Raw genomic sequence first — 19,395 nt, 5'->3', positions numbered from 1 at the left:
AATTGTTCGGAAGCCTCATTTCTCATGGATGCGAAGCAGTCGGGGTTACGGTTGCGATTTCGGTGAGGATGGCTTGGGCGGCGGCTGCCGGGTTGGCGGCCTGGGTGATGGGACGGCCGACGACGAGCATCGATGCGCCTGCACGGACGGCGGTCTCGGGAGTAGCGATGCGCTTCTGGTCGCCGACGGCGGCTCCGGCGGGGCGGATGCCTGGGATGACGAGCAGGGCCTGGGGGCCGAGTTCGGCGCGGAGCGGGGCAACCTCTTCTGCTGAGGAGACGATGCCGTCGATGCCCGAAGCTTTGGCCAGTTTGGCGAGGCGAAGCACCTGTGCGGCGGGAGTGACGGAGACGCCGACGCCTGCCAGCTCGTTGGCGTCCATGCTCGTGAGCACGGTGACGGCGAGCAGACGGGGCGAGCCGGGGGCGCGGGCTGCTTCGGCGGCGGCGGTCATCATGGCTGCGCCTCCCGAGGCGTGGATGGTGAGCAGCGAGGCTCCGGCCTGGGTGGCGGAGCGGACGGCGCCGGCGACGGTGTTGGGGATGTCGTGGAGTTTGAGGTCGAGAAAGACCTCGAAGCCGCGGTGGCGAAGTTCGTGGACCAGCGGATTGCCGGCAGCGTAGTACAGCTCCATACCGACCTTGAACCAGCGGCAGGTGTCGCCGAGCGTATCGACGAGCGCGATGGCCTTGTTGGCGGAGGGGAAGTCGAGGGCGACGATGAGGCGGTCTTTCGGATCAGGAGAAATGGTCTGCACGTTTTCAGTGTAGAGCAGTTCTTTTATGGACATGGCTGCTTGTCAAAGCAGGGTCTGTGCCGGAGCGAGCAAAATGCGGGGATTCTTCGCCCCGCTCAGAATGACACGCATGAGGTCGTCATTGGCCGCGCTTGATGGCTTTGACGGCGATGGCGTTGGGAGATTTGCCGGAGGGGAGGATGGTGAAGAGGCCGGGGCCGTCCTTGCCCTGGGTACGGATGACGGCTACGTCGCCGGAGCGGGCGTCGGCGGCGAGCAGGAGGTACTGGTCGGCGGAGAAGGCGACGGCGTCGGGGGCGGAGCCGGTGTGGATGGAGTTGACGACGTGGCCGTCGTCGATGCTGTAGAGCGTGATGGAGTCGGCGCCGAAGTTGGATATCCAGAGAGTGCTGTTGTCGGAGCTGATGACGCTGCCGGAGGGTTTGCTGACGATGGAGTAGGTGCCGCCGACCTGGTTGTTCCAGGTGTCGATCTCGGAGATGGAGTCGGAGCCGAAGTTGGAGACGAAGATCTCGCCGCCGTCGGGTTTGAGGGCGAGGTGGATCGGGGTCTGGCCGACATCGAGCAGGGTGAGGAGATGGTCGGTCAGCATGGAAGGGTCTTGTTTCGCGGGCCAGGAACCGGGCGCGGCTGCGAGTTGGATGGCCATGACCTGATGACCGGCTGAGCAGGCGACGAAGACTTTGGAAGAGTCGGGCAGGATGGCGGCGTCGGTCGCCCCGGGGCAGCCGGAGAAGGTGGCGCGGAGCCGGATGGCGGGGGTGTCTTCGGGCGATTTGGACTGCGCGATGCTGAAGACGGAGACGGAGTTCGAGCCTCGATTGGTGATGACGAGGGTGCGGCCGTCCGGGGCGACACGGGCGACGCCGGGCTGGTCGCCGGTGGCGGCGGTGGCGATCTCGCGGCGGCGGTCGAGATCGAGCACGCTGACGGAGTTGGAGCCGGAGTTGGGGACGTAGGCGCGCGCGCCGTCGGGTGAGACGGCGATGGAATACGGCTGGTGGCGTACGGGGATGGTGGCGACGACGCGGTTTTCGGCGGCGTCGATGACGGAGACGGAGCCGCGCGGGCTGGCGGGCTGGGTGTTGACGGCGTAGACCTCGTTGCGACGTGGGTTGGCAGCGATGCCGGAGGGGTCCTGGCCGACCTGGAGAGTGCGGTCCTGGCGGAGGTAGACGAGATCGAGCACGGAAACCGTGTTGGATCCGCCGTTGGTGATGTAGGCGAACTCGCGGTAGCCGTCGGGCACGGCAGGGAAGCCGTGGCGGGAGCAGCCAGTGACGGCAAGCAGGGCTACGGCAGCGAATGAGGCGGCGACAAAGGTGTATTTTCTAGTGCGTGAAGAATTGCACGGGCCTAGAGAGGCTGCAGAAAAACTCGTTGGCGGTTGCAGAGACATGTCTCGGGGGGGCGTGCCCCAACGATGAATGAAGCATTTACGGCACGAGTAAACCCGTGTCATTAAGCAGGACAGGGTTTTTTCCGCAAGGTATGTGGCAGTTCTCATCATGGCGTAGCAGTTCTGTGAAACAAGGTCGAGCCGGTGCAGGCAAAATGCGGGGATTTTTCGCTCCGCTCAGAATGACAGTGTATCTGCACAATATGGAAAAAAATCTGCGAAACCTTTTTCAAAGGGACGGGTTCAGGGGAGTGATACAGAGAGTTGAAGATACGGAAGCTCTCGTGTCATCTGCACTCTTTCTCGGACAACGAAGCTGCATACGTTTGCAGCTTCGTTGATTTTTTTAAGAGCGGGTGCGGCCAGTGTGTCGCCACTGCCAGGCCACCCAGGCGAAGTAGCCGCCTTGAATGACCCAGACCGTGATGTAGGCGGCGAGGAGATGGCGGTTCTCGAGTGTGCTGAGGTTGAAGAACGAGTGCCAGGTCATTGCGTGGGCTCCAGTGAGGCTTCGATGGCGTCGAGGGCGGCCTCCTGCTCGGCTAACTGGCGGCGGCGTTCGAGGGCGTAGCGGAAGCAGAGGATGAAGATGCCCCATGCGCTCCAGCCGATGATGTTCCAGACAAAGGCGGGGAGCATGGAGGGGTCCATGCCGGAGTCGGGACCGCCGAAGAAGACCGGCGCAGGATGTTGGGTGCGCCACCAGCGGATGGACATATAGACGATGGGAACGTCGATGGCGGCGAAGACGGAGAGGACGGCGGCGATGGTCTGGGTCTGGCCGGTGGCGGAGTAGCGGCGCACGGTGAGGTAGGCGGCGTAGAGGAGCCAGAGGAGGAGTTCGCTGGTGAGGCGCTCGTCCCACGTCCACCAGATTCCCCAGGTGGCGCGGCCCCATAGCATTCCAGTGAGCAGACAGATGCTGGTGAAGACGAGGGTGACTTCTGCGGCGGAGAGCGCGAGGGCGTCGGCGGCGAGGGCCTTGAGCGGGTCGCGGCGGCGCCAGAAGAGGAAGGCCAGCGAGGCGAGAAAGTTGATGTAGGGGAAGACGAGGCTCAGCATGGCGCTGGGCACGTGGTAGTAGAAGATGCGCCCGGCGTCGCCCTGCGCTGCGTCGGCGGGGACGATGAAGATGGCCTCGCGGAAGGCGTAGATGAGCACGGCAAGCGAGGCGAGGAACCAGGGCCAGGCTGCGGTGCGGAGAATGGAAGGACGCGACACGATGGGTCTATTTTACCGCGACGGAAGGCTTAACACCGATTGGCGCCGATGACACCGATTCGACCGCGGATGGACGGGGATTTGCGCGGATAAAGGCAGAATGGTCCGTGCAACAGCGAGAAAAGAATACCGGGGTTCTTCGCGCCGCTCAGAATGACCGCGTTCTCGGTTAGCCGGAGGACGAATCCGTGTTTATCCGTGAAATCCGCGGCCGTGGGTTTTAAATCGGTGTAGATCGGTGTTAAGTTTTTTGCGCTACTCGGCGTTGAGGACGGTCTCGAAGAGGAGGATGCAGGCGGTGGTGAAGATGATGTCGTAGGCGACGAGTTGCTTGATCCAGGTGTTGATCTGGATGGGGTCGAGGTCGCCCGCGAGGACACCTGTGGTGGACTGCACCATTGCGAGCAGTGCGGGCAGTGTGATGGGGAGTAGCAGCAGCGGGAGCAGAAGTTCGCGGTTGCGTGCGCGCAGGCCGAGCGCGGCGAAGAATGTTCCGTTGACGACCAAGGCCCAGGTGCCGAGCGGCATGATGAGCGCGAGCAGCCAGGCGTTGCCGAGCGGGTGCAGGTTGAAGAAGACGACGAAGATGGGAGCCATGACAGCTTCGACGACGAGGACGAAGATCATGTTTGCGAGCGCCTTGCCGAGAAAGAGCGTGGATGCGGGCGCGGGGGTCATGCGCTGGGCTTCGAGGACCTGGTTGCGGAGTTCGCGGGTCCAGGATTGATTGAGTGCAGTAATCGACGCAAAGAGAAGCGCGACCCAGAGGATGGCTCCTGTGACCTGGCGCGTGGTCGAGGGGTAGCCGGTGGGATCGAAGGCCAGGCCGAAGACGACGACGACGAGCAGCGCGAAGAAGAGCATTCCGTTGATGGAGTCGCGCGAGCGCCATTCGAGGCGGAGGTCTTTGCGGAGATGGGTGAGGAGATGACGGAGGTAGCTCATGCGGGCGGCTGCGCTCCAGCGTTGGTGAGGGCTTTGGTCAGGTCGGCGAGCGTGGCGGAGGTGGCGCGGAGATAGTCGGCGGGCGTGAGGATGAGTTGCAGGCCGCGCTGGCCTGCGGAGATGGAGATGATGTCGTGGAGTTCGATGGTCTCGTCGGCGAAGGCGGGGAAGGGTTTGCGCGCGGCCATGACGGTGACTCCGCCGCGAATGTAGCCGGTGAGCGGCTCGACTTCTTTGAGCGAGGCAAGTTCGGCTTTTTTGGCTCCGGCGGCGTGGGCGAGCTTTTTGAGGTCGAGTTCGGCGTCGCCTGGGATGACGGCGAAGACGTGATCGCCTGTGTTGGTTTGTGCGAGGAGGGTCTTAAAGACTTGCTCAGGCGGCAGGTTGATCTTGCGCGCGACGGAGATGGCGGTAAGGTCGTTGGGATCGACTTCGTAGGCGCGCATCTCGTAGGCGATGCCGAGGCTGTCGAGCAGGCGGGTGGCGTTGGTTTTTGCGGGAGCCTGAGATTTCATTTTGATCTGGTCTCGATGATCTGGCCTGCGCGCATGGTGAAGGTAGTGTCGGCGAGCGGCTCGGCGAAGTGGGCCTGGTGTGTGGTGAGGACGATGGTACGACTGCCGCCGTTTTGCACGGGCCAGGTGCGGAAGTCGGCGAGCAGCTCGACCATGTGGTTGGCGCTGGCGACGTCGAGGTTCGAGAAGGGTTCGTCGAGGAGCAGGAGTTCGGGGTCGGTCTGGAGGACGCGGGCGAGTGAGGCGCGCTGGCGCATGCCCTGCGAGTATTGGCCGACGGGGCGGTTGAGCGTGGGGTCGAGGCCGACGGCGCGGAGGGCCATCTCGGGGCTGCCGACACAGGCGCAGCTTCCTTCGCGGTGCAGGGAGGCGAAGTAGGTGAGGTTCTCCATGGCGGTGAGTTCGTCGTAGAGCATGGTGGCGTGGCTCATGTAGGCGATGCGGCTGCGCTGGCTGTGTGGCGGCTCGCCGAAGACGGTGGCCGTGCCACGCGTGGGCGTGATGAGTCCAGCGACCACGCGGAGCAGCGTGGATTTGCCCGCGCCGTTTTCTCCGAGGATGACGGTGACGGTGCCTGCGCGGATGTTGGCGGTGACGTTACGGAGCGCGGCGAAGCTGCCGTAGAGTTTGGAGACGGAGTCGAGGTTTGCGGCGGAGGTGACGGTATCCGTGCGGGTTGTGGATGTATTCGTCATCCTTTGGGTAAGTATAGGACGGGCCTTCAGCCCTTCAGGTTCGGGTTGCATTCGATACCTGGGGTTACGCCCCAGGCTGGTATAGAGCGGGCCTTTGGCCCTTGGCGACGAGATGCATTCGGAACAGTATGTGCTGGTGAACTATCGGCACTTCTAAAATGTAACGAGTCAGCGGACAGAGGGCATGGTTGCTGCGGTGTTGGTTGCCGTTGTCGTGCCCGTGGGCTTTGGTGCGGCGGGTGCGTATTTGGAGGCGCACTTGGCCTGGAGCAATGTGGCGTGGAAGACGCCGTCGCGTCCGTAGGTGCCGACGGCAAGTGCCTGGGCGTCGTCCTTGAAGGTGTCGGGCGGCGGCTCAATGCCTTTGTAGCTGACGGCGAGTTTGCGGCCCTGCTCGATGAGGTCGAAGTCCACGAAGGTGCCGGAGCGGTGAATGCTGCCGGGAGCGACATTTCCGGCGACGCGCAGGTGGCGCGTGTAAGCTTTGTTGCCCATGCCCTGTAGCTCGGTGATCGTGACGTAATAGCTTTTGCTGTCGCGTGCGCCGGAGATAGCCAGCCAACTGACTGTGGCGATGATGATGGCTGCGGCGACGAGGATTTTTACGGGGCTCTTCTGGGCTGGGCTGGGCATGGCTTCGTGTGGATAGTTTACGAGCTTGCGCGGGATTTTGATAGGGAATGGCGTTTTGTGCGGTGATCGGATTCGCGGTGGAGGCGGCGTATACTAACTCGATAACAGCGCCATTTGGAGCGAGGGAAATGCGATGAGCAGCAGTGAACACAGTGTGCAGGGTGTGGCGGCGAACGGCAATGGTTACAAAGTGCCGGCGGGGCGGGCGGAGTGGATCGTCAAGCGCAAGGCTGAGGCCGAGCGGACCGGCGACTGGAACATGTCGCAGATGCACTTTGCGCGCAAGGGGTTGATTACCGAAGAGATGGCGTTTGTCGCCCAGCGCGAGAAGATTTCGGCGGAGTTGGTGCGCGCTGAGGTGGCGAAGGGGACGATGATTATCCCGGCGAACATCAACCACGTTGAGCTGGAGCCGATGGCGATTGGGGTGGAGTCGCTGTGCAAGATCAATGCGAATATCGGCAACTCGGCGCTGGTGTCGAACGTGGATGAGGAGCTGCGCAAGCTGCACACGGCCGTGCATTTTGGCGCGGACACCGTGATGGACCTCTCGACGGGCGGGGATATTCCGATGATTCGCGAGCAGATCCTGCGGCACTCGCCGGTGCCGATTGGCACGGTGCCGCTGTATGAGGCGCTTTCTCGGGTCAAAAAGGTTGAGGACCTGAACATCGATCTGTATCTCGAAGTGATCGAGGAGCAGGCACAGCAGGGCGTCGACTACTTCACGATTCATGCGGGCGTACTGATTCAATATGTGCCACTGGTGGCGAAGCGCATCACGGGAATTGTGAGCCGGGGCGGCGCGATTATGGCGCAGTGGATGACGGCGCATCATAAGCAGAATTTTTTGTATGAGAACTTCGACCGCATCACGAAGGTGATGGCGAAGTACGACGTGAGCTACTCGCTGGGCGACGGGTTGCGACCGGGCTGCGTGGCGGATGCATCGGACGAGGCGCAGTTTGCGGAGTTGAAGACGCTTGGCGAGCTGACGCGCGAGGCATGGAAGTCGGATGTGCAGGTGATGATCGAAGGGCCGGGGCACATCCCGATGGACAAGATCAAGGAGCAGGTAGATAAAGAGGTCGAGCTGTGCGATGGTGCGCCGTTCTACGTGCTGGGGCCGCTGGTGACGGACATCGCTCCGGGCTACGACCACATTACGTCGGCGATTGGCGCGGCGATGATTGGCTGGCATGGCGCGGCGATGCTCTGCTACGTGACTCCGAAGGAGCATCTCGGCTTGCCGAATGAGAAGGATGTGAAGGACGGCATTATTGCGTACAGGATTGCCGCTCACGCCGCGGACATCGCGCGGCACCGCCCAGGCGCTCGTGACCGCGATGATGCGATCAGCTATGCGCGCTATACGTTCGACTGGGACAAGCAGTTTGTGCTTTCGCTGGACCCGGACACGGCGCGCGGAATGCACGATGAGACGCTGCCGGATGACTACTACAAGGAAGCGGCGTTCTGCTCGATGTGCGGGCCGAAGTTCTGCAGTATGAACTGGTCGAGTAAGGTGGACGAGTTCAATGCAAAGGAGCATGGGTTGAAGAAGGCCGACCTGACGCAGATTGTGACGGAGCAGATGGCGCTGCGGGGGTAGGGCCGCTGGTCGAGGGCGTATGTTCCTGCCCATCGCAGAAGACGCGATGGATGGGACACCCGAGCATTCAGGCTGGTTGGGGAAAATGAAAGCAGATTCCTTCCCCTTCGACTTCGCTCAGGGTACGGAATGGAAATGCACAAGAGGCAACGGACAAAGGCCGCATCCTGGTTGGGAGTGCGGCCTTTGCTCATCGGAGGGTTTTGTGTTTTGTCTGGCCCGGGGCTGCTGCGGCAGCGGGTGGGTTGCGCCGGGAACGCGGTGAACGGCGATGGGCGTCTTTTGGGGTTTGCTCGGCTGCGGTGCGCTCGAAGCAGTCGAGCCGTACCGCGCTGAAGTTGAAGGCCATGCCCGCGACTCTTTGAAGGATGAAGGTAGGGGTGGGCTGGCTGCAACGCACCCTGTAGGGCCCAAGGGTGGCTGTCGGTTTTTTAGAGAATATCGTTCTCCTCCCGGTCCGCGCGCATGGCAAGTAGTGCAGGGGCAATGATCATAATGAGAAAGACAAGAGCAAGAACCAGGTCGTGGATCATGGGGAAAGGCTCCTTGGGGCGGCTTTGCCGTCTCATGGAGAATGATGGAGCCGTTTTGAAGGGGTGAGTATCCCACTTCTGCCAGTAAAAATGTGCCTAAAGTTGTATGGATGGGAAGACTCTGCCAAGGAACAGCCTGTTCCAGACAAGCATCCGGGGCACCGCAAGAAAATGCGGGGATTCTTCCCATTCGACTTCGCTCAGGGCAGGCTGCTGCGCTCAGAATGGCGGCATCGTTTGCTGAATGAGCAGCACTACTTTGCGGCCGCTTCGAGGATGGTGGCGGAGCGGTTGAGGGCAGCGGCGAGAGCGGTGAGCTGGGCTTGCGCGGTGGCTGCGTCCTTTGCTTCAATCGCTTCGTTGACGCCGGGAATGACGACGGCGGCGTAGCCGGTGTATTCGCCGGGCGCGTAGATGGTGTGTTTGTACCAGGGACGCTTGGGCAGGCCTGCGGGGTCGAGCAGGGCTTCTTCGGCGGCTCGCAGAGCGTGGTTGAGCCGCGCGGCGTTGGCGGGCGGATTTTCCTGAAGGTGATGGACGTCTTCACCTGCGTTGGCGAAGTTTTGCGCGGCGGCGTTAGCGGCGGTGAAGTCGAGCGAGAGATTGAGCGCGGAGGCGCGCTTTTGCGCAGCCCGGACGTAGCCGACGATGTCTGAGCCATAGCTCTGGTAGTCGTAGGGCAGCACGTCGGCGTCGGCCATGTGCAGGACTTCGAGGCCGAAGATGCGGGCCTGCTGCTGTTCGTAGACGAAGGTGGGGTCGGCGAATTTGGTGAACCAGTTGTAGTTGTCGAAGACGGAGTGGTAGACGCCATACGGGCCGCTGGAGCCGATGTCGGTGGAAGGCACGCCGAGGTGCTGGAGGAACGGCGTGTAGTCGGAGCCGGAGCCGAGGTTGCCGATGTGAACGTCGGCTCCGCCAGTGGGATGCATCTGCACGTGCGTGCCTGTGTTGCGCTCGGCTTGTTGGAAGGCTTTCCACTCGCTGTAGACGGTGCCGCCTTTGGGGCTCGATACGCGCTGCGTGATGTCGCGGAGGAAGGGCTTGAGTGAGGGAACGGCGTCGGCGTTGAAGTTGGGGCCCGCGACACCTACGTCTGTGTTGAAATAGGCGACGGCGTGGGCAAGATGGTTCGCGTATTGCTCGCACCACTCGGTCGAGCCGATGAGTCCTTCTTCCTCGGCGTCCCACGAAGCGATGACGACGCGGCGCCTGGGTCGCCAGCCTTGCTTGAGCAGAGCGCCGAGGCCGTGGACGGCTTCCAGCATGGCGGCGGTACCGGAGTTGGGATCGACTGCGCCGTAGACCCAGGCGTCGCGGTGATTTCCGGCGACGACCCAGTCCTCTTTCTGCGCGGGATCAGTGCCGTCGATCGTGCCGATGACGTCCCAGATGGTGCGCAGCCTGGTATCTTGCTCCAGATGCATGTGGACTGTGACGACGCCCGCGCCGCTGGCTACGCCGAGGTGATAGGTGAAGGGAAGCGCCCCTTGCCATGTGCGCGGAGATTCAGGGCCGCCGAGAGCTTTGAGGATCGGCGCGGCATCCTTATAGGAGAGAGGATTGGAGGGGATGGAGGGCCAGTCTTTCTGTAGCTTGTCGGCGGGGATGCGTTTGGAGTCGGGCAGGTTGGGCGTGGAGGCAATGCCGGGGGTTTCGGGATCGCCTGGGTAGATGGGGAGAAACTGCACGGAGCCACGCTGCACGGCGGTGGCTGGCCGCCAGGGGCCTTTGGGGTAGATGTCGCCGCGGAAGTAGCCGTCGTCGGCGGGGTCGGAGTAGATGAGGACGCCGACGGCTCCGTATTGCTGGGCGATGTAGACCTTGACGCCGCGAAAGTTGGCGCCGTAGCGGACGAGGACGATCTTGCCTTTGACGCTGACGCCGAGCTTTTCAAGCTCCTTGAAGTCGGCGAGCTCGCCGTAGTTGGCGTAGACGACTGGGGCGGTCACGTCGCCGGAGGGAGACGAGCCGTTGAAGGCTGGCAGGACGCGGGGGTCGTCCTGGTAGGGGTCGCCGCCGAACCTTTTGGGATCGACATGCTCGGGTGTGGGGCCGGACATGAGCTTGTCGCCCTCGGCGTTGAAGGCTTCGATGGAGATTTTGATGGGCTTGTTGAGCAGCACGTCATAGGGGACGATCTGCGTGTCGAGCCCGGCGGCTTTGAATTTGTCCGCGACGTAGAGAGCGGTCTTGTAGTCCTCGGGCGAAGAGGCCCAGTGCGGCTCGGCGGTGAGGATCTTCAGATGCTCGCCTGCGAGCGCGGCGTCGGGGATGGCGAGAAATGTCGTGTCCCATTTGGCCTGCTGGGCGAAGCTACGATAGCCGAAGACCTGCTGTGCGGGCGTTTGAGCAAGTGCGGGAGCCGAGATGGCAAGCAGGCAGGCAAGCGTGTGGAGATGGTGCAACGGTCGGCCTCGTTGAGGTGCGGTAGTGATGGGAGACAAGGGTATCGCAACGTTGAAGAAGGGTGTAGGTGCGCGGCATCGAGCGAGGTTTAGCGAACCCCGGCGATATGTGGCTTGCCGGGGCCGCGTGTGCGACGGAAGACTAAGCCGGTTCGCCGCAGGCTTTGCAGCGGGTGGCGGCCAGGGGGATGTCGGTGAGGCACTGCGGGCATGCTTTGGTGGTGGTGGCTTCCGGGCCCTTGATGCGCTGAAGCAGCCTCTCCGTAGGCATCACGAGGAAGAAGTAAATGACGGCGGCGAGAATGAGGAAGCTGATGCAGGCGTTGATGAAGCTGCCGTATTTGACGACTCCGCCATTGACGTGGAAGACGAAGTTGGAGAAGTCCGGCTTGCCAACGATGGCGGCAATCAGCGGACTGATGACGTCCCCGACGAGGGACTTGGTGATGTCAGAAAATGCCGCGCCGATGATGACTGCGACAGCCAGGTCCATCACATTGCCACGCAGTACGAAGTCACGGAATCCTTTTAGCATGGAGCACATCTCCCTGAAGTGATTTTGGTCGCTGGAACATGCTGCTCGTCCGTTCCAATGCGGGAGTATACCCTACCGACGAATGGCTGTATGCAAATTGCGTGGACGGTGTGGAGAATGGATGCGAGATACGTTACGGTTGCAGAAGGTCAGCGGGTAGGGGCGAACCAGGGCAGGTAGGGGTAGAGAAAAAAGAAGAGGATGATGAATGTGGACATGAGGTCCATGTAGATGAGCAGCAGTACGCCACCGTGGTAGAGGCTCCAGGTTTTTTTCATGCAGCGCATGGTGTCGGCTGTGCCAACGATAGCGATGAGCAGCGGTAGCACGAGGAATGCGCTGGGCCGGTCGCTGGGAAAGTGCGAGAGCCAGAACGCAGACGCCAGGCTGGCGAGAACGAGCACGTTGCCGCGCACAAGCGAGTGCGCGCGCGGATTGAAGAGATAAGGTCTCACGATAGCGTCTTGCTGAGCCTGCCTTTCGGGCGGCCTCTCTATAAGGATAGAGGCAAGGGCTAGTGTCCCGCTGGCGCCGGGTCGGTGGACGCCGAGAGAGAAGGTAGATTGCTGACCGCGGCAACTGGCACCTCGATCGCGCCCACGCGGTTCCCTATGAGGTCGTGGATGCCGATGCGGAGAAAGTAGTTGCCTTTAGCGGGGACGCTGATCTCCTGCCGCCAATGAAGGCCTGTGTGCAGCGACTGAACATAGGCAGCCGGAGTAAGGTTGGCGCGAATTTTGTTGTCGATCAGGTTAATGATGTTGCCGTCGCGGTCGTAGACGTAGGTGAGAAACTGGACCGTGCCCTGATAGGTTCCGGACGAAGGCGAGAGCAGGACGCGCGGGTCGGCGGCGAGATCAATGGCGTAGCGCCGGTAGGGGCCTTTGGTCTGGATGTGCGGGTTCAGTGCGTTGCCGCGCGCGAGCTGGTCTTCGAGCTGAGAGTCAAGCGGAAGCACGCGCGCCTTGAAGATGATCTCCGTCGGATCGGGGCCGCCGTGCATCATGGCTGTGCGCATGGGGTCGTAGGTGAACGGGGCATTGGATGCGAGCGTGGCGGCCACGTCCTCATTTTGCGGCCCGTCACCAGGAGCGACGGCGTAGTAGCCGCGACGGTAGGCAAGGGTGTAGCCCGGCTGATCCATGCGAATGGAAATCTTGCGGAAGCTGCCGTCCCATTTCGTGTTGGTGGGCGAGTAGGTGATGGTGTAGTAGTTCGAGCCGGAGTCGATTGCCTTGGCTACAGCCTGACTGAGGCCGTTGGTGTTGTAGAAGGCGTGGCCTCCGGTGGCCTGGGCCATCTGGTCCATCGTCATGTGCTCTTCGGCGGTTTGTTGGAGGAACTTTGCCTGGTCTTTGCTGAAGGCTGCGGGATTGCGCGCGTATCTGTTGCCCGAGTTCGAGGCGTTGAAGACAGGCGAGGTCATCAGGCCACGCGCGTCCACGGGATAGACGGCCACCTGGCTGAGCGTGAGCAGGTTTGCCGTCTCGCGGAACTCCTTCTCGGAGCTTGCGACAGCGGCGAAGGGATCGGCGAGATCGCCGTCGGGCATGATATTGAGCGGAAAGGAGCCGGAGAACCAGATGAGGTTTTTGCGTCCGGGAATGCCGGAGAGATAGCGCGCGAGCTGGTTCATGGCGTCGAGCGTATAGCGTGTGCGCAACTGGATTTTGAAGGTCTGCTGCTCGGCCTCGAACTGCTGCAGGTTGGAGATCAGGGTGGCCATGTTGGGATCGCCGAAGCCGCTGAGCGTGTCGGAGAGTTGTTCGGGCTGACCACCGCCGCCTACCTGGTCGTCGAGCAGCGGAGAGGCCTTGGGAAGCTTTTTGTTGACGAACGCCTTGAGCAGATCCGGGTCAGAGGTGAAGCCTTGCAGCAGGTCGAGCCGCGTGGTGAGGCCGAAGATGGCAATACGCATGTCGGGTCGCGCATGGTTAAGGTATTGCTTGAGTTGGTCGCGCACGTAGGCCTGGTCGCGCATGGGCGTGTTGAGCGCGTCGAGCAAGAGGACATTGACGGCGCTGCCGGGCGGAACAATCGTGTAGTTAGTGAAGATGCCCGGCGGCAGCGTGGGCATGGGCGCTGCCTTGGCCGCTTCGGCGGCGGGCATTGCGGAGTGTTCCTCGAAGCTGATGATCCGCTGTGGCGCGTTCTTTTCGAGCACCGTGAAGTTGGCGGCGGTCAGGTTGTGGACGGGGTTCTGGCGTGCGTCGGTGACGACGACATCGAGTACGACCAGCCGCGCCTGGGCGTGGAGTGTGATGCCTGATTGCGCCGGCTGCTGGGGCGATTTGCTCTGTACCGGAGGCTGGGCCTGCGCGGCTGCAACGGTGGTACAGGCAAGGACGGCAAGGGTGTGCCAGGGTTGCAACAAACGCAGCATGATCTCTCCCCGGAATCTCTCGGATGAACTAGTGTAGTCGAACACCACGAACGGCAAAGTGTTGTGGTGCAACTCTGTCCACGGGGCCGTTTGCGGTACGCTGCTCACCGTGCAAAATTATGCGTGGTGGAGATTTACCAGCGGGATGCTACTATTCCTGCCATTATGGGCAGCACGACACGCACCATCGAAGTTTCCGCAGTGAACAGACTGCGTGGCCTGTTAGGCAAGTATTTCTACTTCTTCATGTCGCTGCTGGTTGCAGCGGTCGTGGTCTATGGCTTCAGCCATACGATCGACCAGAACCTCATCCATGCCGTGCCGGTTCGTCCGTGGATACTGTATCTGCACGGGATCGTGTTTTCCGGTTGGGTGGCGTTCTTCATCGTGCAGTCCGCGCTGGTGCGGGTGCATAAGGTCAGCGTGCATCGGACGCTGGGCTGGTTTGGAGTGGCACTTGGCGTTTTGATTCCCGTGCTTGGTATTTCGACCGCCATCACCATGGACCGGTTTAATATCCTCCACTTTCACGAGAATAGCGCCGCGCCATTTTTTGCTATCCAGTTGAACGATATGGTCGTATTCGCCATCTGCTTTGGGCTGGCGGTCTTATGGCGCAGCAGGCCGGAGTTTCATCGACGCCTGCTCCTGGTTGCCACCTGCGCGCTCACCTCTGCAGCCTTCGCCAGATTTCCGGGCATGGGCCTGCCGATGTTGGGGTGGACCTGTGTGTGCGTCGATTTGCTGATTTTCCTCGGTGTCGTGCGCGACCTGATCGTGAACAGGCGCATCCATCAGGTCTATCTTTATGCTCTTCCCGCATTGATCGTTGCGCAGAGCATCGCAATGTATCTCTTCCGTGCAGCGCCACCGCAATGGCTCAGAATCACCCACGCAATTCTGGGCGTTTAGATGGCTGCGAGTTCAGGCTCGCTGGCGGCCTGCTTCATCATCGCGGCGATGGACTGCTCGTAGGGTGCGCGCAGGACGCCGCGCTCCGTGATGATCGCCGTGATGTATTTGGCTGGTGTGACGTCGAAGGCCGGGTTCTGGATGGCTGCACCGTTCGGCGTCATCTGGCGGCCGTTCGAGTGTGTGACCTCGGTGGCGGCGCGCTGCTCGATGGGGATCAGGTCGCCGTGAGCGGTGGCCGGGTCGATGGTCGAGAGCGGTGCGGCGACGTAGAACGGGATGCCGTGTTCCTTGGCCAGCACCGCGACCGAGTAGGTGCCGATCTTGTTGGCGGTGTCGCCGTTGGCGGCGATGCGGTCGGCCCCGACGATGACGGCTTGAATTTTGCCCTGGCGCATGAGCGAGCCGGCCATGTTGTCGCAGAGCACGGTGGTCGGGATGTTGTCGTGGAGCAGTTCCCACGCGGTGAGGCGCGCGCCTTGCAGATAGGGGCGTGTCTCGTCGGCGAAGACGTCGATGGTGTGGCCACGCTCGACCGCGGCGCGGATGACTCCGAGTGCCGTACCGTAGCCGCAGGTGGCGAGCGCGCCCGCGTTGCAGTGGGTCAGGACAGTGCCGGTCTGCGGAAGAAGTTCCGCGCCGTGCGCTCCCATGGCCTTGCAGGCGGCGATGTCCTCGTCGTACATCTGGCGTGCTTCGGCGATGAGCGCGGCCTTGATCTCGGGAATAGACGTGTTGGCGGCGGCAAGCGCGTTGTAGCGCTGCCTCATGCGCTCGATGGCCCAGAAGAGGTTGACGGCAGTGGGGCGCGTGGCGGCGAGCGTGTCTGAGATGGTGGCGACTTCGGCGTTGAGCGTCGCGAGGTCCTTCGCGCTGCTTTGGCTGACGCCGAGGGCAACACCCATGGCAGCAGAGACTCCGATGGCGGGCGCGCCGCGCACGATCATGTCGCGGATGACGGTGGCCACCTGCCGGTAGTCGGTGGCGAGAACATAGGTCTCCTCCAGCGGAAGTTTGGTCTGGTCGAGGAAATTAACGCCGGTAGGGAGCCATTCGAGGGTAGGAATCATGTCTCTACCAGTTTATCGCGTCGATGAGGCTTCGACCCAGCGGAGACGATGCTCCAGACCTGCGGCTTTAAAGGTCTGCTGAATGGCGTGGCGAGATTCGCTGAAGTGCGCCCAGCCGTCGAAGTGCAGGGGCACGATGATGGCATCAGGCATGGTGCGCGCGAGTTCAAGACCGTCGGCTGCGGTCATGGTCAGGGGCGCGGGGCCTGCGGTTTTTACGCGGGCTGCTCCCATATTGAGGACTGCGGTGGTGACGTGCAGCCAGCGGGCGACCTCGGCCACGCCTTCGTACCAGACGGTGTCGCCAGAGAAGTAGACTGCGCCTTCATCACCTGCGGGGCGGAGTGCGAAGCCGATGACCGGGCCGCTGCGGGCCTCGCTTCCGACTGGGCCGTGGCGGGCGGGTGTTGCGGTGATGAGCAGCGGTTGGCCGTCTGGCGTCTTCACTTCGATGGTCGCCCAGGGAGCGAGGCCGATGGCATTGCCGCCAAGGCGCTCTGCTCCAGCTTGCGTGGTGAGGACAGTTTTGGCTTTGGAGAGGGCCTCGCGGCCTGCGCGGTCGAGGTTGTCGAAGTGCTGGTCGTGGCTGAGGAGCACGTAGTCGATGGGAGCGATGTCGTCAAAGCTGAGTGTCGGGCCGTGAAGTTTGCGCAGTGTAGACGTGCCGGTGGTGTATTCCTCGCCCGCAGGATCGAAGGTTGGGTCGGTGAGGAAACGCAGGCCGTGGAGTTCAATCAGGGCCGTGGGGCCGCCAATGTAGGTGATGCGAGGTTCGCTCATGGACTGTCCTTGCTACAGCATCTGTGTTTTAGGGAATAGATGCGGTGCCGGACTTCGGGATGCTGCGAATCTTCATGGTGCTGTGCGCTTCGGAGTGTCGGCGAAAGACGCGCGCGATTGTGTAGAAGCGTTGCCCGCATTCATTGCAGAGACAGGCGACGGTGAAGGGAAGCAGAAGCCGCTCGAAGCTGCGGCGGCGGGTACGACGAACCTGCGAAGAGTGGCAAAGAGGACAGTCTTTCGTGCTGAACTTGCTGAGCTTTCTTCCGAACATGCGCGACCTCTCAGTCCACGCTATCGGCGCAGCGAGGTCGCGCAAAAGTGTCTGCGATGATTTTTACGCGATGCAATTCCCAAAGTGGGACGATGCGGAATCAGCGGGCCTGGTTGAGCGCGATGTGCGCGGCGCGAACATTCGTAGCGGTGAAGACGCTGATGAATGGCGCTCCTTTGGCTGCGGCTTCGATGTTGGCGCGGCCGCCCTGCTCGCGGTCTACGAGGCAGAGGACTCCGGCGACGATCATGCCGGATTCTCGCGCGGCTTCGATGGCTGTGATGGTCGAGCCGCCGGTGGTGCAGACATCATCGACGATGACGACGGGCGCTCCTGGTTTGAGAAAGCCTTCGATGCGGCGGCCTGTGCCGTGGGTCTTCTCGGCTTTGCGGACGAGGAAGCCTTGCAGGAGTTTTGTTGCAGGATTGGCGGGGTCTTGTCCTTGCTGGAGCGCGTGCCAGGCGCTGGCGCTGGCGGTGTTCGAGACGAGCGGGTCGGCTCCCATGGTGAGGCCGCCGACGGCTTCGGCGTGAGGGAAGTGCTCGCGGATGAGGTCGTAGAGGACGAGGCCCGAGAGGCGTCCGCCTTCAGCGTGGAGCGTCGTGGTGCGGCAGTCGATGTAGTAGTCGGACTTCTGCCCGCTGGCGAGCGTGAAGTCGCCGAGCTTGAAGGAGTGGGTGGCGATGAGGTTGAGGAGGGTGTCGCGCTGAGTTGTCATGGGTCGAGTTCGATTGTAGATGGTCAGCCTGTGGAGTACCCCTCCCCCATACTTTTTGTGCAAAGTCCTTTTAACAAAGGACTTAGGTTCGGACTTGATTCGCAAAGTATTCATTTTATTACACTTAATTCTATAGTATTGATAGATAATGGGTTAAGTACAAAGCTCCGGCTGTGCCGGAGCTTGAAGTTTTGGCTCTATTTCTATGATAGCAGGCGGGGGAAACTCAACCGCCAAGTGGAAGTAGTTGGCGCATGGAGGGTTAGCTGATTTGGGGGCTTGACAGATTTTTGTGGCGTTCTTCGCAGGTTGAAGCCGTGCTCTTGTAGATGGTTTGGTGGTGGAGAATTGGGTTTCTCCGCTACGGCGGCAAAAATCGTCTTCGGTCGAAATTTTAGGCCGGGACTTTGGTTCGTGCTGAGCTCGAATGCTCCTTCTTATGATGAGCGCATTGGCCTGTTATCGCCAAACAGTTCAATATCCGTAACAATGTATAAAGTTTATATAAACTACTGCAAATATTATAGAATTAATGATAAACTGCCTTTAGAAAGATAGGAGGCTGTTATGTCCGAAATCGCAGTTGTATTCACCGCCAGAAGCATTGAGCGCATCCTCGCAGAAGGCGGCACGTCTGCTTGGCGTCTGGATCCTAACCGAACTTGTCGATGTGAGTTTGTAGTCTGTACTCGCAATGCCCATGGTCGCTGGGATCAAGGTGATTGGGGTGTAGGGCCGGAACCTCACCACGCCGCTTTTGTGATTGGAAAAATCCAGAAGGTGGTTCCAAGCACGGCACCACCAGAAAATGGTGAGTCTGCCAAAAGCCGCTACCTAATCCAGTTCAGTGAATTTGCACGGGTGAACATCCCAAACGTTTGGAAGGGTGACCGGAACCCCGTCAAGTACATGTCGCTCGAAAATCTAGATATAGATTTCTCCAAGCTGAAATGGGAATCCCTGCCAGAGCCAACTAACGCGCTCACCCTGGTCACAGAAACCACTTCGGTTCTGTCTGCTCCAAAGGCTACCTTCGGGGCGCTGACGATGGCGGAGGCAAAGAAGGGGCTGGCGCTGACGTTCAACGTTCCACCAGAAGCTATTGAGATCACCATCCGGGGATAATTGAAAAGGGGGCAATGCGCGGTGATTGCTCCCTTCGCAGCCAAAGCGGTTTCGATCGAAAAGATCCATTTTGTCGCACCACCTTGTCCCACAAAGAGGGAGAGAGAGAATGCCCACATCGTTGTCATTGCCCCTAAAATCAGCCGATGATCTGTTCGAGAAACTTAAACGAGATGCCACATTACTCGACTCAGAAGTAACGACAGACCGCTTTTTCAACTTTGTAATAACAGGGTACTCCTTGATCGACTGGGTGAAGGCGGACCCGGCAATGGCGACGGTAGAAGTGGAAAGCCTATATGCAAATCGGTGGCTGAAGATTTGCGGCGATCTCGCTACCGCTGGCAAGCATTTCGAGCTTTCACGCCGCCTGCCAATCACAATAGAAGCGTCTAGTTCGCAGGGATACGGTTGCGGGCGCTATGGCAGAGGCGGCTATGGCACGGGTGAGGAGCAAATTCAGATCAAGCTAAACGATGGGACCGTGATTAACTGTCTGGACTTTGTACGTGAGGTCGTTGCATTTTGGGCGATGGTGTTTTCCAACATTTAGGGCGCCATCATTGCTCTTGATCGGTAGCGAGAATGCGCCAGCGACAGGCGAAACCATTGGTCGCCCCTCGATTGACACGAAATCGCCAATGCACTCATGGAGGAGCGATATATGGGCTTGCGGAAAGCGACCCGAGCGGAGATATGCAGAAGGCGTTCTTTTTAAGAGGATGCCTAAAGCAGATTTCTCGATGGTATGCAGCGAGAATGATGTGTCGGGCTTTCAGCCCTTTCATGTTCTGCCATCATGAACCTGGGCCTCCGGCCCAGGCTGGTATGTTGTCGGGCCTTTGGCCCTTGGAAGGCTACTGCGCAGCGATGCGCAATT

General features: G+C 60.9%; 19 protein-coding genes. 4 read left to right on the top strand and 15 right to left on the bottom strand.

Features of this window, described 5'->3' with window-relative positions:
- Window positions 1–22: 22 nt before the first annotated feature.
- The 8 genes from pyrF to VFU66_RS10525 form a co-directional block, all read right to left on the bottom strand.
- Window positions 23–790: an orotidine-5'-phosphate decarboxylase gene (gene pyrF, locus VFU66_RS10560; protein WP_326446214.1), complete on the bottom strand. Its 768-nt coding sequence runs from the start codon at window positions 788–790 to the stop codon at window positions 23–25.
- 85 nt (window positions 791–875) lie between these two features.
- Window positions 876–2,156, bottom strand: coding sequence for a YncE family protein (locus VFU66_RS10555; protein ID WP_326446213.1), 1,281 nt, complete (start codon window positions 2,154–2,156; stop codon window positions 876–878).
- A 346-nt stretch (window positions 2,157–2,502) separates the two neighbouring features.
- Entirely contained in the window at window positions 2,503–2,646 is a 144-nt protein-coding gene (locus VFU66_RS10550) for a hypothetical protein (RefSeq protein ID WP_326446212.1), read from the bottom strand.
- A complete protein-coding gene (gene ccsA, locus VFU66_RS10545; RefSeq protein WP_326446211.1) occupies window positions 2,643–3,377 on the bottom strand; it encodes a cytochrome c biogenesis protein CcsA in 735 nt (244 codons plus the stop codon). The genes VFU66_RS10550 and ccsA overlap by 4 nt, the downstream gene beginning before the upstream one ends.
- A 255-nt stretch (window positions 3,378–3,632) precedes the next feature.
- Window positions 3,633–4,322, bottom strand: coding sequence for a heme exporter protein CcmB (locus VFU66_RS10540; protein ID WP_326446210.1), 690 nt, complete (start codon window positions 4,320–4,322; stop codon window positions 3,633–3,635).
- Window positions 4,319–4,837, bottom strand: coding sequence for a Cys-tRNA(Pro) deacylase (gene ybaK / locus VFU66_RS10535; protein ID WP_326446209.1), 519 nt, complete (start codon window positions 4,835–4,837; stop codon window positions 4,319–4,321). The genes VFU66_RS10540 and ybaK overlap by 4 nt, the downstream gene beginning before the upstream one ends.
- Window positions 4,834–5,583, bottom strand: a complete 750-nt coding sequence (locus VFU66_RS10530) for an ABC transporter ATP-binding protein (RefSeq protein ID WP_326446208.1) — start codon at window positions 5,581–5,583, stop codon at window positions 4,834–4,836. The genes ybaK and VFU66_RS10530 overlap by 4 nt, the downstream gene beginning before the upstream one ends.
- A 117-nt stretch (window positions 5,584–5,700) precedes the next feature.
- A complete protein-coding gene (locus VFU66_RS10525; protein ID WP_326446207.1) occupies window positions 5,701–6,165 on the bottom strand; it encodes a cytochrome c maturation protein CcmE in 465 nt (154 codons plus the stop codon).
- A gap of 133 nt (window positions 6,166–6,298) precedes the next feature.
- Here VFU66_RS10525 and thiC point away from each other — a divergent pair, with 133 nt between their 5' ends.
- Entirely contained in the window at window positions 6,299–7,777 is a 1,479-nt protein-coding gene (gene thiC / locus VFU66_RS10520) for a phosphomethylpyrimidine synthase ThiC (protein WP_326446206.1), read from the top strand.
- A 787-nt stretch (window positions 7,778–8,564) separates the two neighbouring features.
- Here thiC and VFU66_RS10515 read toward each other — a convergent pair.
- The 4 genes from VFU66_RS10515 to VFU66_RS10500 all read right to left on the bottom strand — a co-directional run bounded on the left by VFU66_RS10515 (window position 8,565) and on the right by VFU66_RS10500 (window position 13,636).
- Window positions 8,565–10,718, bottom strand: a complete 2,154-nt coding sequence (locus VFU66_RS10515; RefSeq protein WP_326446205.1) for a M28 family metallopeptidase — start codon at window positions 10,716–10,718, stop codon at window positions 8,565–8,567.
- 142 nt (window positions 10,719–10,860) lie between these two features.
- Window positions 10,861–11,253 (bottom strand): large conductance mechanosensitive channel protein MscL, encoded by a 393-nt coding sequence (gene mscL, locus VFU66_RS10510; protein ID WP_326446204.1) that lies wholly within the window; start codon window positions 11,251–11,253, stop codon window positions 10,861–10,863.
- Window positions 11,254–11,402: 149 nt separating this feature from the next.
- Window positions 11,403–11,708, bottom strand: coding sequence for a permease (locus VFU66_RS10505; protein ID WP_326446203.1), 306 nt, complete (start codon window positions 11,706–11,708; stop codon window positions 11,403–11,405).
- A 59-nt stretch (window positions 11,709–11,767) separates the two neighbouring features.
- Complete coding sequence (locus VFU66_RS10500; protein WP_326446202.1) at window positions 11,768–13,636, bottom strand: VWA domain-containing protein; 1,869 nt, start codon at window positions 13,634–13,636, stop codon at window positions 11,768–11,770.
- Between the two features lie 123 nt (window positions 13,637–13,759).
- On the opposite strand from VFU66_RS10500, the gene VFU66_RS10495 reads away from it, so the two are divergent.
- Window positions 13,760–14,548, top strand: a complete 789-nt coding sequence (locus tag VFU66_RS10495) for a hypothetical protein (RefSeq protein ID WP_326446201.1) — start codon at window positions 13,760–13,762, stop codon at window positions 14,546–14,548.
- Here VFU66_RS10495 and mtnA read toward each other — a convergent pair.
- From mtnA to pyrE, 3 genes are all read right to left on the bottom strand, one after another.
- The gene (gene mtnA / locus VFU66_RS10490; protein ID WP_326446200.1) at window positions 14,545–15,618 is read right to left on the bottom strand and encodes an S-methyl-5-thioribose-1-phosphate isomerase; all 1,074 of its coding nucleotides are present in this window, start codon (window positions 15,616–15,618) and stop codon (window positions 14,545–14,547) included. The two genes, VFU66_RS10495 and mtnA, sit on opposite strands and share 4 nt — an antisense overlap.
- 12 nt (window positions 15,619–15,630) lie before the next feature.
- Window positions 15,631–16,398 carry an MBL fold metallo-hydrolase gene (locus VFU66_RS10485; protein WP_326446199.1) on the bottom strand — a complete coding sequence of 256 codons (768 nt, stop codon included), beginning with the start codon at window positions 16,396–16,398 and terminating at the stop codon, window positions 15,631–15,633.
- Between the two features lie 374 nt (window positions 16,399–16,772).
- Window positions 16,773–17,390, bottom strand: a complete 618-nt coding sequence (pyrE, locus tag VFU66_RS10480; RefSeq protein WP_326446198.1) for an orotate phosphoribosyltransferase — start codon at window positions 17,388–17,390, stop codon at window positions 16,773–16,775.
- Between the two features lie 567 nt (window positions 17,391–17,957).
- Between pyrE and VFU66_RS10475 the strand changes: the two genes are divergently transcribed.
- Both VFU66_RS10475 and VFU66_RS10470 read left to right on the top strand, forming a co-directional pair.
- On the top strand, window positions 17,958–18,515 hold the full coding sequence (locus VFU66_RS10475) for a hypothetical protein (protein WP_326446197.1): 558 nt from the start codon (window positions 17,958–17,960) through the stop codon (window positions 18,513–18,515).
- Window positions 18,516–18,624: 109 nt separating this feature from the next.
- Window positions 18,625–19,068, top strand: coding sequence for a hypothetical protein (locus tag VFU66_RS10470; RefSeq protein ID WP_326446196.1), 444 nt, complete (start codon window positions 18,625–18,627; stop codon window positions 19,066–19,068).
- Window positions 19,069–19,395: the final 327 nt, after the last annotated feature.

The organism is Edaphobacter sp., assembly GCF_035763405.1.
Lineage (GTDB): Bacteria > Acidobacteriota > Terriglobia > Terriglobales > Acidobacteriaceae > Edaphobacter.
This window is presented reverse-complemented; position numbering and strand designations above follow the sequence as displayed.

Coding starts and splice junctions, on each gene's coding strand:
- VFU66_RS10550 (WP_326446212.1), bottom strand. CDS start 2,646: ATGACCTGGCACTCGTTCTTCAACCTCAGCACACTCGAGAACCGCCAT.
- VFU66_RS10555 (WP_326446213.1), bottom strand. CDS start 2,156: ATGTCTCTGCAACCGCCAACGAGTTTTTCTGCAGCCTCTCTAGGCCCG.
- thiC (WP_326446206.1), top strand. CDS start 6,299: ATGAGCAGCAGTGAACACAGTGTGCAGGGTGTGGCGGCGAACGGCAAT.
- VFU66_RS10485 (WP_326446199.1), bottom strand. CDS start 16,398: ATGAGCGAACCTCGCATCACCTACATTGGCGGCCCCACGGCCCTGATT.
- ybaK (WP_326446209.1), bottom strand. CDS start 4,837: ATGAAATCTCAGGCTCCCGCAAAAACCAACGCCACCCGCCTGCTCGAC.
- VFU66_RS10470 (WP_326446196.1), top strand. CDS start 18,625: ATGCCCACATCGTTGTCATTGCCCCTAAAATCAGCCGATGATCTGTTC.
- VFU66_RS10500 (WP_326446202.1), bottom strand. CDS start 13,636: ATGCTGCGTTTGTTGCAACCCTGGCACACCCTTGCCGTCCTTGCCTGT.
- VFU66_RS10525 (WP_326446207.1), bottom strand. CDS start 6,165: ATGCCCAGCCCAGCCCAGAAGAGCCCCGTAAAAATCCTCGTCGCCGCA.
- VFU66_RS10475 (WP_326446197.1), top strand. CDS start 17,958: ATGTCCGAAATCGCAGTTGTATTCACCGCCAGAAGCATTGAGCGCATC.
- VFU66_RS10540 (WP_326446210.1), bottom strand. CDS start 4,322: ATGAGCTACCTCCGTCATCTCCTCACCCATCTCCGCAAAGACCTCCGC.
- pyrE (WP_326446198.1), bottom strand. CDS start 17,390: ATGACAACTCAGCGCGACACCCTCCTCAACCTCATCGCCACCCACTCC.
- pyrF (WP_326446214.1), bottom strand. CDS start 790: ATGTCCATAAAAGAACTGCTCTACACTGAAAACGTGCAGACCATTTCT.
- mtnA (WP_326446200.1), bottom strand. CDS start 15,618: ATGATTCCTACCCTCGAATGGCTCCCTACCGGCGTTAATTTCCTCGAC.
- VFU66_RS10530 (WP_326446208.1), bottom strand. CDS start 5,583: ATGCAACCCGAACCTGAAGGGCTGAAGGCCCGTCCTATACTTACCCAA.
- mscL (WP_326446204.1), bottom strand. CDS start 11,253: ATGCTAAAAGGATTCCGTGACTTCGTACTGCGTGGCAATGTGATGGAC.